The organism is Paenibacillus spongiae, from assembly GCF_024734895.1.
In the GTDB taxonomy this organism is placed as follows: Bacteria; Bacillota; Bacilli; order Paenibacillales; family Paenibacillaceae; genus Paenibacillus_Z; species Paenibacillus_Z spongiae.
On record NZ_CP091430.1, the window covers coordinates 6,620,721 to 6,635,624 of the forward strand.

The 14,904-nt window shown below is 51.8% G+C and carries 12 protein-coding genes; 2 read left to right on the forward strand and 10 right to left on the reverse strand.

Annotated elements, in window-relative coordinates:
* Positions 1-95: 95 nt before the first annotated feature.
* Both L1F29_RS29775 and L1F29_RS29780 read right to left on the reverse strand, forming a co-directional pair.
* On the reverse strand, positions 96-1,445 hold the full coding sequence (locus L1F29_RS29775) for a (Fe-S)-binding protein (RefSeq protein ID WP_373876450.1): 1,350 nt from the start codon (positions 1,443-1,445) through the stop codon (positions 96-98).
* Positions 1,438-2,853: an FAD-binding oxidoreductase gene (locus L1F29_RS29780; RefSeq protein ID WP_258385631.1), complete on the reverse strand. Its 1,416-nt coding sequence runs from the start codon at positions 2,851-2,853 to the stop codon at positions 1,438-1,440. Before L1F29_RS29780 ends, L1F29_RS29775 begins: the two co-directional genes overlap by 8 nt.
* Before the next feature lie 1,206 nt (positions 2,854-4,059).
* Here L1F29_RS29780 and L1F29_RS29785 point away from each other — a divergent pair.
* Positions 4,060-4,761 (forward strand): FadR/GntR family transcriptional regulator, encoded by a 702-nt coding sequence (locus tag L1F29_RS29785; protein ID WP_258385632.1) that lies wholly within the window; start codon positions 4,060-4,062, stop codon positions 4,759-4,761.
* A gap of 42 nt (positions 4,762-4,803) precedes the next feature.
* Here the strand turns inward: L1F29_RS29785 and L1F29_RS29790 are convergent, their stop codons facing one another.
* Both L1F29_RS29790 and L1F29_RS29795 read right to left on the reverse strand, forming a co-directional pair.
* Entirely contained in the window at positions 4,804-6,363 is a 1,560-nt protein-coding gene (locus tag L1F29_RS29790) for an AraC family transcriptional regulator (protein WP_258385633.1), read from the reverse strand.
* 202 nt (positions 6,364-6,565) lie between these two features.
* Complete coding sequence (locus tag L1F29_RS29795; RefSeq protein ID WP_258385634.1) at positions 6,566-7,468, reverse strand: AraC family transcriptional regulator; 903 nt, start codon at positions 7,466-7,468, stop codon at positions 6,566-6,568.
* 141 nt (positions 7,469-7,609) lie between these two features.
* Between L1F29_RS29795 and L1F29_RS29800 the strand changes: the two genes are divergently transcribed.
* Positions 7,610-8,356, forward strand: coding sequence for a phytanoyl-CoA dioxygenase family protein (locus tag L1F29_RS29800; protein WP_258385635.1), 747 nt, complete (start codon positions 7,610-7,612; stop codon positions 8,354-8,356).
* Between the two features lie 159 nt (positions 8,357-8,515).
* Here the strand turns inward: L1F29_RS29800 and L1F29_RS29805 are convergent, their stop codons facing one another.
* The 6 genes from L1F29_RS29805 to L1F29_RS29830 all read right to left on the reverse strand — a co-directional run bounded on the left by L1F29_RS29805 (position 8,516) and on the right by L1F29_RS29830 (position 14,737).
* Positions 8,516-9,361 (reverse strand): phytanoyl-CoA dioxygenase family protein, encoded by an 846-nt coding sequence (locus tag L1F29_RS29805; RefSeq protein ID WP_258385636.1) that lies wholly within the window; start codon positions 9,359-9,361, stop codon positions 8,516-8,518.
* A gap of 71 nt (positions 9,362-9,432) precedes the next feature.
* Positions 9,433-10,842, reverse strand: coding sequence for an extracellular solute-binding protein (locus L1F29_RS29810; RefSeq protein WP_258385637.1), 1,410 nt, complete (start codon positions 10,840-10,842; stop codon positions 9,433-9,435).
* Between the two features lie 248 nt (positions 10,843-11,090).
* Positions 11,091-11,762: a cyclase family protein gene (locus tag L1F29_RS29815; RefSeq protein WP_258385638.1), complete on the reverse strand. Its 672-nt coding sequence runs from the start codon at positions 11,760-11,762 to the stop codon at positions 11,091-11,093.
* Positions 11,763-11,847: 85 nt separating this feature from the next.
* Complete coding sequence (locus L1F29_RS29820) at positions 11,848-12,816, reverse strand: C-terminal binding protein (RefSeq protein ID WP_258385639.1); 969 nt, start codon at positions 12,814-12,816, stop codon at positions 11,848-11,850.
* A gap of 25 nt (positions 12,817-12,841) precedes the next feature.
* A complete protein-coding gene (locus L1F29_RS29825; RefSeq protein WP_258385640.1) occupies positions 12,842-13,846 on the reverse strand; it encodes a galactitol-1-phosphate 5-dehydrogenase in 1,005 nt (334 codons plus the stop codon).
* Between the two features lie 225 nt (positions 13,847-14,071).
* The gene (locus L1F29_RS29830; protein ID WP_258385641.1) at positions 14,072-14,737 is read right to left on the reverse strand and encodes a GntR family transcriptional regulator; all 666 of its coding nucleotides are present in this window, start codon (positions 14,735-14,737) and stop codon (positions 14,072-14,074) included.
* Positions 14,738-14,904: the final 167 nt, after the last annotated feature.

Genomic DNA, 14,904 nt, shown 5'->3' on the forward strand with positions numbered 1-14,904 from the left:
TCTGACGGTCCTTTTTTACGACTCCATCCAACGTCAGCGTTCGCCATTGTCCCCCGAATTTCAATCTGCATCGCTCACTTGGAACGCATCCCGTCTTATTTCTTGTCGGCCATATTCTCATATAGGAAGTCGACCAAGTGAACCGCCTTCATCTCGTTCTCCATCCCGCTCTTGCTTATGCCCAGCTTCATCTGCAGCAGGCAGCCCGGATTGCTCGTAATCATATATTGGGCAGCTGTATTCTTCGCGCAATCCATCTTCCGGTCCAATAGCTGGCCAGCCATGTCGGGCTGCGTCAAGTTATAGATTCCCGCCGAGCCGCAGCAGCGGTCGGAATCCTCCATCTCAACGAACTGCACGCCCTCAACGCTCCGCATCAGCTTGCGCGGCGCTTCGGATGACTTCATGACATTGCGCACATGGCAGGAGTCCTGATACGTAATGCGTACGCCCGCCTGACTGTCGGCTTCGAAGTACGGAACCCGACCATGCTCGACGACGAGCTTGGCGACATCGACCGCCCGCGAGGCGAACCAGGCGGCATCGTCCTTCCACTGCGGATCGTCATGCAGCAGATGGTCGTATTCGATCAGCAGCGCACCGCAGCCGCCTGCATTGGAAACGATCCAATCGACCCCCAAATCCTTGAATGCGCGAATGTTGCTTTTGGCCAGCTTCTTGGCGCCGCCGCCCTCCCCGCTGTGGGCATGAAGCGCGCCGCAGCATGTCTGCTCGTCGGGAATGACGACCTCGAACCCCGCTTCCGTCAGCAGCCGCACCGTATTCACGTTCGTACCCGTGAACATGATATCCATGATGCAGCCCCGGAACAGCCCGACCGTCGCAATCTTCTCGCCCTTGGCCGGATGGCGGACGCCAATCTCCTTAATGACGCCGGTTCCGGTAGCTTCCGGCATAATTTTCTCCATGCCCTTCAGCTCATCCGGGAACAGGTTCATAATGCCGGTCCCTTGCGTCAGCTTCTGCAGGCCGGACTTCTGGTAGAACTTGAGCGCTCCGCCGAGCAGCCGCATCCGGCGCGGATGCGGGAACAATCCCTCGAACGCCATCTTGCGGGCCGACTTCACCCACCAGCGGTGGCGGACGGTATGCTGCTCGATCGAATCCCGGGTTTGCTCGATCAATTGACCGTATTTGACCCCTGCCGGACAGGCCGGCTCGCAGGCGCGGCAGGCAAGGCAATGATCCATCTGCTCCTCGAACGCCGCATCCGGCTGCATAATGCCGTCGACGGCAGCCTTCATCAGCGCGATGCGCCCCCGCGGGGATTCCGCTTCCAGTCCCGTCTCGCGGAATGTCGGGCAGGCCGGCAGACAGAAGCCGCAGCGCATACAGTTCGTCAGCTGATCGTAGTCCAGTTTATTCTTAAGCGTATCGACAAGCGAAACGGTCATGCCGTGCTCCATCGTTTTCGGCTCAGCCATGCTCGATTACCACCCTTTTGCGCGACGATTTCGCGAATACTTTGCCGGGATTCAGCAGCTGATGCGGGTCGAAGGCCTGCTTAATCCCTTTCATGACCTCAATCCCCGCAGCCCCTACCTTCCATTCGAGGAAAGGAGCCTTGACCAGTCCGACGCCATGCTCGCCCGTAATCGTGCCGCCAAGCCGGATCGCCGCTTCGAATATATCCTCGAACGCCGCTTCAACGCGGTGGATCTCTTCTTGATCGCGCGCATCCGTCGTTGCCGTCGGGTGCAGATTGCCGTCTCCCGCGTGGCCGAACGTACAGATCTGGACGTTATGCTTCAAGGCGATTTTGTTAATTTCCAGAACCATATCGGCGATCTTCGAGCGGGGAACCGTCGCATCCTCCAATATCGTCGTCGGACGCAGACGGGCCAATGCCGTGAACGCGCTTCTCCGGGCGGTCAGCAGCTTGAGCGCTTCCGCTTCGCTCTCCGCCACTTGAATGCGCTCCGCCTTCTCGCTCCGGCAGATCTCTTCGATCCGCGCAATATCCCGCTCGACCGATTCCATATCGCCATCCTGCTCAATCAGTAGAATGGCTTCCATATCGAGCGGCAAGCCGAGCTTCGCGAAGTCGTCGACGACCCGGATCGTCGGGCGGTCGAGAAATTCCAGCGTCGCCGGTATGATCCGGTTCTCGATAATGCTGGAGACCGTACGGGCCGCTCCGTAGATGTCCTTGAACATCGCGAGCATCGTCTTCTTATATTTGGGAGGCGGAACGAGCTTCAGCGTAGCCTCCGTAATAACTGCCAGCGTTCCTTCCGAGCCGACCAGCAGCTTCGTCAGATCGTAGCCGGCCACATCCTTCATCAGCTTGCCGCCGGTACGGATCACTTCCCCGTTGGCAAGAACGGCTTCCAGCCCGAGAACATAATCCTTCGTCGTGCCGTACTTGAGGCCGCGCAGTCCGCCCGAACCCTCGGCGATATTCCCGCCGATCGTCGAGATCGCCATGCTGCTCGGATCCGGCGGATAGAACAGGCCCATCCCTTCGACGTGCGTAATGAACTGCTTCGTATTCAAGCCCGGCTGCACCGTCGCGGTCAGATTCTGCAGGTCGATCTCCAGAATACGGTTCATGCGGTGCATAACCATGACGACGCCGCCTTGGACAGGCACCGTTCCGCCGCATAGGTTCGTGCCCGAGCCGCGGCTTACGACCGGAATCATGTACTTGCTCAGCACCTTGAGCGTCTCCGATACTTGCGCCGTATTCTCCGGATAGATGACCGCGTCCGGAAGCGATTGCAGCATCGGCGTCCCGTCGTAAGAATGCGTCACAAGCGATTGGGGGTCGTCCTTCACCCACTGCTCTCCCATAATGCCTTGCAGTTCTTTCTTGACGATATCAGACCACATGCGCGAGACCTCCTGTTTATAATCAATGGTTATTAGTTGAACGATGGATTGGAAAATAGCCCGAAGGCGTGAATGAACGAATAATTGATTGGAACACGAACCTCTTCCGCCCAGTCTGCTGCCGCCGGATTTCCTATGCACACACGAGCTGCTGCCACCTGAACTGATGCTGCCGAATTTCCTATGCACATACGAACTGCTGCCCCCTGGACTGATACTGCCGATTTTCCTATGCACATACCGAACTGCTGCCCCCTGGACTGATGCTGCCGAATTTCCTATGCACATACGAACTGCTGCCCCCTGGACTGATGCTGCCGAATTTCCTATGCACATACGAACTGCTGCCCCCCGACAAGCACGGTAATGGCTTTTATAATTCTGTATAAAGTACAACATTGGACGGTCAAAAGCACGGATAATAGAGAGAGTGTTGTATTTTCTGCAACAATTCCTTCTGTCTGGAGGCTTCCACATCCAAATTGTTGTACAACGTACAAAAATTTGGATTACAGCGTCAGATTATGAAGGAAATCCTGCACGTTATACAACATTCTCTGCGCCTGCAGCCCCCGTCTACTTCAACTTCTGCTTTCACATCTGCTACAACTTCTTCCCCAACATCTGCTACATCGTCTACTTCAACTTCTGCTTTCACAGCTGCCAACTTCTTCGACAAACATCTAACTTCAACATCACATTTCGCACCGCGCGCAGCTCCCAGCGCGCGGTGCGGCGTCGCATGACGGTGGTCGACCGTCGAGCGCACACTTCCACATTCGACTGCATCGGCCGCACAGCAAGACTAAAGATCCCCGTCCTCAACACCTCGCAACTCGGCCACTGCCTGGGGAAATCCTTGCAGCAGACCAAGCACCGGTTGCGAGACTGCTTAGGTTTCTTTGCTGCCGGTCGCAGGACGTACCTTCGACCCAATGCGCAAGCAGAATGCTCTTGCCATTCGGCGATATCGATTCGACCAAGCCCTGTATTCACCGATAACCGGGAAGAATAACCGCTGTAAGAATATCCTGCGTGCACAGCTAGAGCATCCATTTAACCGATCTAGATTCTTTGGCATCGTATAGGGTATAATAAATTAATCAGGTCATCTGATGACTTTTACGAAAAGTATACCACAAGGATTAAAAAACGGGTACAATATTTTTATCATGATGATGCTCCGGAAAGGATTAACCGAACCTGATGAATACGCGACCGATCAAAAGCAGCGAATGGGTTACGAATAATTTGAAAGCGCAAATCACCGCCGGCGACTGGAAAGCCGGGGACAAGCTTCCCTCCGTCGTGGAGCTGGCGACGCAGTTCAATGTAGGCCGCTCCACGATCCGCGAGGCGCTGAGCGCCTTGAAGGCCGTCGGCATGCTGGACATCCGGCAGGGCGGCGGCACGTACGTCAAAGCGGAGGCGCCTGTCCTCTCCGAGGAGATGCAGGCCGATTGGATGGCCCGGGCGGAATCGCTCCGGCACATTCTCGAGGTTCGTAAGGTATTGGAGACCGGCAGCGCCTCCCTCGCGGCAAGGCATCGTTCGGAGGAACAGCTCGGCGCACTCCGGATGACGCTCGAGGAGATGCAGGCTTGCTTGTCCGATGAACAGGCAGGGGAGCAAGCCGATATCCGGTTTCATCTGCAGATCGCCGAAGCTGCGCAAAACCCCGTGCTGACCGATCTCGTCCGCTCGCTGTCCCAGCGGCTGCACGAAAGCATGCGGGATACGCGGGCTTTATGGTTTTATGCGGAGCGCCGTTCGGCCGAACGGTTGCTTAAAGAGCATACTTCCATATTCGAAGCCATCGAAGCCCGGGACGAGCATCAGGCCGGACTTCGGATGGAGCAGCATATTGCCAAAGTAGAGCGCGTCCTCTATGAGAGAACGAACCGGTAATCCGAAGGTGCTCGTTCCGCCAGAAGCGGCAGACAGTCAGCCTCAGCTGAGCTCGATCAGCTGCCTGACCGTCTGCTCGACTAGGCTTTCGTGCATGGACGCATTATATTGCAGATGCTCCTCATACCGGACGAACAGACAGAGATGGCGCTCTCGGCTTCGGTTCAGCTTGCGCCACTTCGCCTCCAGCTGCCGGCAATACGTCTCCGATTCTTCCTCGTCCACAAAGAACAGCACGTTCTCGCATTCCAGCTCTGCAACCTCATCCAGATTCTCCGTTTCAAGTATAATAATGTCCTGCACCTTCGCCGGCGGCGCGATTTGCAGATCATCATAGAAGACATCCTTCATCTTCAGGCATTTCATCCCCCACACGCGATAGCGGTGATTACGCGTGCTGACCAGCAGAAGCGGCTCGTCGCCAAGACGGCGGCGGACATGGAAGCGGGCATTCTCAACCTTCATCTCGTAGTTGGCGAGCCAGCGTTCCACTACCGGCGACATTCCCATAAGCTGGCCGATCTCCGAGATGCGTTCCTTCCACGAGTAACTCTTCCAGTGCAGAATAACGGTCGGCGCAATAGCTGCCAAAGCATCGTAAATGTCATCGGATACCGGTCCCGTTAATATTAGATTCGGCTGCGCCGAAGCAATCTCCATAAGGCCCTGCTCCAGAAGCTCGGTCCAGGCCGCCTTCAATGACATCGTCGGCGTCATCCCGAACGCCGCAAGATCCCCGTTGAAAACCCGGCATAGCGTGACGACTTTCTTCTGGGCGGCAGCGGCGAATTCGGTCGGGGTCATACCCATATGCTTCTTGAACAATCGGCTGAAATAATACTCATCCGCATAGCCGATGGAATGTGCCACTTCAATAATCGGAGGCGGCGATCCGGCCAGCAGGCTTAACGAGGCATCCAATCTCACCTTCGTCATATATTTATGAGGGCTCAGTCCGGTATAGCTGCGGAAGGCCTGATAGAACCGGCTGGCGCTGGCTCCGGATAGAGCAGCGATCTCCTCCATATCCATCGGATTATGATACTGCTCCTGCATATATCTTCGCGTCTGCTCCACGTATTCCAGCAGGTCCTCCTCCGGCTCCTTCGGGTTCTGGATCGTGCTCATCATCGCCGACGCCATGGCGTACAGATTCGACTGCAATTGGTAATAGAGCGCCTGATCGACACTGACGGCATCGCTTGCGAAATCCTGTACCCAATTGCGAACCTGCGGCATTCGGAACACGATCAGCTTCAGCGTATCGTAATGAGCCCTGTGCTCCGAATCGGGCCCTCCTGCCGGATCAGGCAGCAGCTCCTTGCGAAACCGGATCATAAGCACGCGCGATTCATGCTTCGCCATGCTTTGAACGATGCATCGGCAGCCAGCCGGGATCAGAAACAGCTCTCCATTCAACACTTTAGCCGTGCGCCGCTGATCGCCGTCGTCAATCGATACGCGAACGCCGTCCTTCAAGGCAAATCCGAAAGCATCCTCTTCCCTTTCGGCGATATCCGCATGGAAACCGCTCTCGATCCGGTATTCTTCTGTATGTGTATAGTTCAGAGTGAACGGACCCATTCCATCCTTCCGCTTCATAATCACAACCCCCACTTCAATGCGATCTAGCTTAATATTAATTGAAAATGATTCTCAACGTCAAATACTACACTGCAGCTTATGGCTTGCAGCCTGAGACCCCCTCCTCATCAGGCAACGCTTTGACGCGTTACGAGGCCGAGGCGGCATACTGGTCATTAAGATGCGGTTGAGCAGTTTAGTGGCGTCGTCGATCCGGAAGTCACAAGCCCACTTTATTCGAATAAAGTCTACGATAATTCATTGGCGTGATGCCGCAGATTTTTTTGAAAGTCCTTACAAAATGGGAAGAATCATAGAAGCCTACTGCAACCCCAATTTCAGTAATAGACAAGTTTGTATCTAATATCATGCGTTTAGAACAATTCACCCGGTATTCGTTAATAAATTGATTGGCAGAGGTTCCGGTCGCAATTTTGAAAACCCTCATGAACGTGGATCGGGACATGGAGGAGACCCTCAATAAATCCTCAAGAGAGATTACATTCATATAATTTTGGTAGATGAAGGAGATAGAGTTGGTAATAGAATGATACAGGGAGTCGGTATTGGATTTTTGACCCATGAAATTTGAATGCTGCTCGCGGTAATAACGACACAATAAAGTAATGACGGAGAGCGTTAAATAGTTAAGGGTTAGGCTTGTTTCCTGATGATGCTGTTCGGATTCCAGCAGCACCTTGGATAACAACGGTTTCAATTCTTCGGACTGCGAGTCGTTTAATTTTAAGAAGCTTACGAATTCATGGTCTTTACGCAATGTTGGTTCAACCCTAAACATCATGACATACTCGGGGAGTGCAGAAAGCTCATGATGATGTTTAGTAAAAAAACCTTCACGAATTATAAGATGATAAACGGTCAGGTCTTCTTTATTGGAGTAAGCATGCTGATAACCCGGAGGGATGACAAATACATCGCCTTCCGCGATTTCGAAACAACGTTTATTTACATAATGAACGCCTCCGCCCTTCGTCACAATGTTGATTTCGTAAAAGTCGTGTTCATGAAATTCAATGTTGTATTTTTTATGAAGAATACCGCTTGTGGAACGCCCAGGGAAGGCGGCGCAGTTATCAAAGGTAAAAAATGATGTTTGCAGCACGATACCGACCTCCGTGTTCTCCATGCCAAGATTTTGACACGATCATACAATCGATGGATACAAATTCACAATGAAAACAAACGGTTTGCAGGTAAACTATTCTCATACCGAAAGGAAAACTTTAAGGTGGTGGGATCGAAAATGAGTTATAGCTTTGAAATTGTTCCTAAACAGATGAATCCGACGCTGAGTGCCGATTTGGAAAGGGAGGTGCGCTTCTTTTTAAAATGGGGTTACCTGATTGTAGATAACGCAATTACGGAACCTCAAGTTCAAATGCTGCGCCATGCATTAGAAGGGGTGATGTCCCGGAAACAAGCCATGTTTACTCACCAATTGCTTGAGGAAGACGAAGTTTTCTCCATGTTGTTAGATAACGATCCCATCTTGACAAGAATCAAAGCCATTATGGGCAATTGCATCCAGTTGCATAGCGCGACTGCAAGAGTAACCGTTCCCGGAGATCCGGATCAGGATTGGCATAGAGATCATCCGTGGCCGATTGATTCAGATAGTACGCCTTATGGAGCAAACCTGAGTCAAATCAATTGCGGGTACTACCTTGATGAGCTTACGAACGAGAATGGGCCTATCGTGATCGTACCGGGCAGTCATCGGGTATCGTTCAGACCTCCTGTGGGCCATCCGATATTTCCGGATGAAATGAGCGTATTGGCCAAACCAGGCCAAGCCGTTCTGTTCGACGGGAGCTTGTTTCATCGTGGCAGCGCAAACCGTTCCGATGGAAGCCGCAGAGCTTGTTTGTTTTGTTACCAGAATGCGTGGGTTAAATCAAGAGAAACCTTCACAGGCCCAATGATTCGCAAGCTCAGGGAAAATGGGAGTCCTGAAGTCCGCATGTTGTTGGGTGAGATCGAGCGTTGGTAGCCAATGAATCGACAGTCTTTTTCAACCCTGTTGGTAATAAAAAAAGCCTCCAAATCCACTGGACCGTGGTTTTGGAGGCTATTCAGTCGGGATCTCGTCTCTACGTCGTAATCGTCAGGGGGGAATCCCTAACTGTTTAACTGCTTCCGCTGATGCTCGCTATTGCTTGATCGCCGCTTTATCGGCCGCGCTCCACTCCGCCCAGCGCTGCTCGTCGGCCGTCAGGAATCCCCAATTCGCCCGCGCTTCGAGATGTTCGTCCACGCCGAACAGCCGCATCGTGCGATGATCGTTCCGCTTCCTCGCAGCCTGGATAATGGCTTGTACGTTAGGCCCGCTGTGATTATCGGTATGCTTCAGCCACGTCTTGTTATAATACACGCTGAAGAAGTATCGGATATCCCCGGAGGTGTTCGGCGTCCCTGAATGCAACAGCCCGTTGTGGGTGACGACCACGTCGCCGGCCTTCATATTCAGCACAAGCTCATCGGGATGCGGGACGGACTGCTGCTCTTTGGTCAGCTCCACCGGGTTGAGGTGCGAGCCCGGAATAACGCGCAGCGGTCCGTATTCATCCGTTAAATCCTGCAGGTAGCTGATGGCGTTAATCGACAGCGGATGATTGTAGCTACCCCCGGGCATGTTCGCCCACCGATCGCGGTGCCAGCCCGAAACCCGGTTGCCCGCCTCTTCCTTCTTAATGGAGCCGAAGCCCGCCAAGGTCAAATTATCCAATTGTACGAACGGCCCCATAACCAATTCGGCAAAATCGAGGATCAGCGGATTCGCAACAGCCGGCAGCATGAGCTTAGGCGCCAGCTCGGTGGTGCTGCTATACCACCATTCATTCTGAGAGGTTGCGGCGCGGTCGTCCTTCAGTTGATGAAACTTCTCCTTCCACGCCTGTCTTGTCTCCCCATCGTATACCCCCTCGAACAGGGTATACCCCTGCTCCTTAAACTCCTCCAGATGCTTGGTCAAATCCACCGTTTTCGCTTCAACCATCTTCCATTCCTCCTCTGATCCTATGATATTTGTTATTGAGCACCGGAAACCATATCCAGGTAATATGGAGTTTACGGCTTTTGCTCATCAAGCATCGCTTGCGTATAAGTCGTAATATGGTCCAGGAAGGCTTTCGGTTCAAGCGTGCCTGCCATCACTTCATCCCATTTCTTATTAAACTCCGGCTCGAAATCAACCGGAACGTTCGGCGGCATTTTCTTCGCTTTCTTCAGCACTTCAAACGCTACGGCGGATACCGGATCCTTCTTCGCTTCCGATTCCAGGTAAGGGTTGTCCTTAATACCCGAAATCCAGCCAAAGTGCTTCTGCTGCGATTCCGCTCCGGCCTTCGTGGAGGTCATCCACTTCAGCAATGCCCAAGCCGCGTCCTTGTTCTCTTTCTTGCCTACCGTCGTCAGCGTGAACGACCAGCCGCCAAGCCAGATCGACTCCTCCGGCATCGGCGTGAATTTCACATCGGGATTTTGCTCCAAATGTCCGCGCAGGACAGGCGTAATATCAGGCTGCATCAACGATTTGCCGGCAGCGAATCTTCCCGTATTCTCCGGCAGCGTGGAATCCAGTTTACCCAATCGTTCCTGATCCACGTTCTCCCGCTTGAAGTCGACGATCCATTGCAGCGCTTCTACGATCAGCGGGTCATTGAACATTACTTTACGTTCCGCTGGATTGTAGAATGTCTTCTGATCCGCACCATTAAGATAACTAATCGTGCTCAAGGTATTGAGCGGACCGTAAATACCAGACGGGTCAAAGGTCGTCATGACTTGTTCCCCGTTCTCGATCACCCAGAATTTGTGAAGAAAATCACCGAATTCCTGCAGCGAGTGCATTTCCGGAATTTCCGTATACCCGTACTGCTCCAAAATATCGTTATTATATACAAGGGCAAAATTCGGATCGACGTGCCAAGGAAGCGCCCATACCGCGCCGTTCTCATCCACGGACCGCATATAGGCCGGTTCATAGAACAGGTCTGGCGTAACGTCCGGACTTGCATCCAGGTACGGCCTCAAATCCTCGATCATATTATCTTTACGCAGATCGGAAGCCATATACAGTACAGAGATGATGTCCGGCGTCTCGCCTGCGGCAATAAGTGCGGCAAGATCGGCAGTCGTCTGTTCCAATAAGGTGACCTTAATGTTCGGATATTCTTTATTGAAGTCCTCGAACATCTTCGTGAACTGCTCACCGAAGCCGCCGCCCCATGGCGTTATGACCCGGACCTCGCCTTTCACATCCGCTAAATCCACCTTCGGCTCGTCGGCATTTTCTCCGTTCGCCCCTTTGTTCCCATTGGTTGCTTCTGTGTTGGTATTCGATTTCTTATCGTTAGGCGTCTTGGTATCGCTTCCATTCTCACCGGACCCGCTGCATGCGGCCATGATCATGACCAGCAGCGCGATCGCGCAGGTAAAACTCAATAAACGGAAACCTTTATCGTTTAACCTTCTCATATCTGCATTTCTCCCCTATATAAGTATTTGTCCAACGTTAACATTTACTTCATATCTAGGTTGAAGAAAAACAGGTTGATCGTGCTGCCTTCCAAGTGCGGTTATCCGCGGTTCCATATCATCCGATCTCAGTCATACGAGGATGGCCGTTATAAATCATCGGACACCGGGCCGGACTCGAATGTGCCTAAGGCGCTCCCTCCTTTTCGATTTTTAGACAGCCTCTATAAACGATAATAAGGATCGAGTTATTCCAATTCAGCGAGCACCGTTACCGGTGCACTATCAATCCCTTCCACAAACAATGGAAGAGAAACGACCTTCTTCAGCTTGCCTGCTTCCAAGCCGGAGAAATTCAAATCCTCAATGATGCAGATGTAATGACTATGAAATTTGCCGAGCAAATATTGGTGCGCCAACACACCATCCTCCATGTGAGCATATGAAGCCAAAGAGATCCAATCTAAGGCGATTGCTTTTAAATTCGGGCAGTGGTCCATCAAATATTTGCACGCTTCCGAGCACATACCGGGTCCTTCGCTTGAATACTTATCCGGCTGGGACGAACGCTGCGACGAAAATCCGCTTCGAATCATCAGGAGATCTGAGTTCTTCAGCTCTGTTTCATAAGGCTGCAGCTCTTCCGCCATTACCAGCTCACCGAAGGATTTTGGAATATCCAATAGCAGCGGGCGTTCATAAACGAACGTTTCCAAGGGCATCTCCTGCAGCTGGGGACCTTCATCGTTGAAATGCCGCGGTCCATCCATATGGGATCCAAAATGGTTAAACAATTGAAGGTTATACGTGTTGGCAGGCTCCCCGTCGGCAATCAGCGAAACAGGCTCAAACCCGAGCTTTGGATTGCCTGGCCATCCCGGGGCGTGCGGATTTAAAGGATAGGACAACAATCTGTGCATACCGATTTCCTCCTTGATAATGGCATTCTCACTTATGTATCGATATACCGTCGTTCGATTCCACCCAAAACTTGCCCCGCAGGTATTAGAACTGTACGCTGTTCACAATATGTTTCGGCCGTTCACCGGTCAGCAGCCTTTTAATTTCTAGTGCGGCATATAGCTGAAGACGCTGCAATGAATCTTCCGAATACCAGGCGCAATGGCTGGTTATGATGCACTGTTCCATACTCAGCAGAGGACTGCTTTTCGATATAGGCTCATGTTCCAACACATCGAGAGCCGCTCCGGCGATTTCCCGGTTTTGCAGCGCTTCGATTAAAGCCTCTGTATCGATTACGCCTCCACGGGAAGTATTGATCAAATAGGACGTCGGTTTCATTCGTGCGAATGCGGCTTTGTCTAACATATGCCTGGTTTGTTGACTCAAAGGAAGATGTGCACACAGAATGTCACTGTTCTGCAATAATGCTGTCCAGTTCGTCTGCTCCACGCCCGCAATGCGAAATTGTTCCTCATCGACATTCGGATCGTAAGCGGTTACACGCAAACCGAACGCCTGAGCTCGCTTGGCAACGGCTCTTGCAATATTGCCGAATCCTGCAAGCCCCAGTTGTTTATTCTGCAGCCCGATAATCGGACGGCAAGGAGCTATATCCCATACTCCGCTGCGCACCTGGGAAGCGATTTGCGGTATTTTGCGGACCAGGCTTAATAGAAGTGCGAGCGTATGGTCCGCAACTTCATCAATGGCATAATCCGGGATATTCACAACAGGAATGCTGCATTGATTTGCTGCTTCCAAGTCAACATTGTCCACTCCAATGCCGTACCGCACAATCCCCTTGCAGCGATTCATTCCCTTAATCGCCCGCGCCGTTACCGGAGCCCACTGCGTCAAGACTGCATCGGCATCCTCGCATAGGTCCAATATCTCGTTCTCCGTCTCGCACTGCCCTATGCGGATCTCACAATCTAACGGCTCCAGCACCTGTCTCTCAAGATCGATATTAGGAAAACGGCAATCCGTGATGGCCACTTTATATTTAGACATCGGTATGGCTCCTCATCATGAAATCTTAAAGGCTGAGTATGATTTTACTGTATTCGGCCTTCCCTTCGGTCAGCGCCTTGAAGCAATCGGGCGCCTCAAGCAATCCCCTGATGGTTGACCAAGGATTCCGTTGGATTCGTCCGGTGGTTAATAAATGAATCGCTTGCTCAAACTCCGCCCTCGTGTACGTATACGAACCGTAGATCATGATTTCCTGCCGTACGAGATGGTTCATCGGCAAAGCGGATAGATCGCTGCCTAATCCGACCATGATGACTTTTCCTCCCGGATTCACCAGCCTCATCGCCTGTTCCCGCGTAGCTGCCAAGCCAACGCAATCGATAATCGTATCCACGCCTCCCGGTGAAAAAAACTTCCCAGCCAGGTCCGGCAATTGGTCGGGTTCGGCGATTTCGGCTCCAAGCTGCTTGGCGTATTGGAGTCTGGCGGGATTTATGTCCGTGACCATAACCTTCCTGACCCCCATGTTTTGCGCAACCTGAAGAGTCAGCAGTCCGATCGTTCCCGCGCCGAAGATAAGCAAATCGCCAAAGGGTTGGAAACCCAACTTCGCAGCATGAATCGAAATGGCCAAAGGCTCGGCTAAGGAAGCAAGGTTTGCATCCATCTGCTGAGGCACGGGAAAAGCATTGGCAGCAGGAACGGCAACGTATTCCGCAAAGGCACCCGGACGGTGAATCCCGATAATTTCGCGGTTCCGGCAAATGTTCGGTTTACCGAGAGCGCAGCGGTCACACATGCCGCAGGAGATTAACGGATTGACAATCACGTTGCTGCCTGCCGTCAAACCCTTGGCTCCTTGTGCAGCTTCAGCGACAACCCCGCTAAACTCGTGTCCCATAACCAATGGAGGGACTCTAATGCTGCTGTGCCCCAAATATCCTTCCAGCTCGCTGCCGCAAATACCGACAGCCTGAACTTTAATGATCAATTCGTCTGCGGCGGCTGTTGGAACCGGCCGTTCTTCTATTACTAATGTTTTTGGCCCATGATAAACGATTGCTTTCATGCCTGATGACTCACTCCAAGTTCAAGTTTACTAATCTGGTTTTTGATCGCTGCTTTATTAGCTGCAGCTCATTTGGCATGCATGGTGTGCGCATAGGCCGTTCTCCTTGAATATTGCAGCAATAATGGATTGCGCGCCATTCCCTCTAACGAAAGACCTAGTTAACTGTTAACAGTTATGTCATAAAAAAAATCAACTCCCTTTCGGAATAGTAATATCTCTGCTTTACTTCGTGGTGGTCTCTCTTAACATTTTTATATTATCGCACATCACCTTTTTCCCCTCTGCCAAATGATCTTTTAATAGGGAACTGGCTGCAGGAAAATCCCGATTATTCAGCGCCTCATAAATTTTGATGTGCGTATCCATGATCAACTGGCTTCTCGGGTAACCTTGGTTCGTGATTTCCAGGATAGCATGGATCAGTCCTCTTAAGCTAAGCCATGATTGCAGCAGCGTATTATTATCCGCTAGGCGGACGATTTGCTCATGGAATTCCATGTCGATATCGGAGAATTCCTGGGAAGTAACATTGCTGCTGCGCATCGTTTCGAAGCAATTCCGGATCGGCTCGATTGATTTTTTCTCTTGTTGGCCAAACCACTGTTCTATGGCATGATGCTCCAATAAGAGTCTGACATCATATAGGTTTGAGATATCCTTCAAGCTCATTCCGCGCACAATGACTCTGCCATTAGGCATTCTCACTGCAAAGCCTTCCAGCAGCAATATTTGAAGAGCATCCCTGATCGGTCCTCTGCTGGTTCCCAGCCTATCGGCGAGAATGGGCTCTGCCAAATGCTCGTTGACGGGAATCTCGCCCAACAGGATGGCCCTTCGAAGTATTTTCACGACGTCGTCGCATAATTTTATTCTAGAAATTTTATTCAATTTTACCCCTCCAGAATGGTTAACAGTCACATTATATCAAAGGACTTCTCGTCATGGGAGGATGTGGATTCGCTTTCCGGAGAGAATCAGCCATCAACAACCAAAGGATTATTAATATTTTCGCTCGATGCATGGCAATCCGCTAAAATCCGGGAAACTTTCTTTCC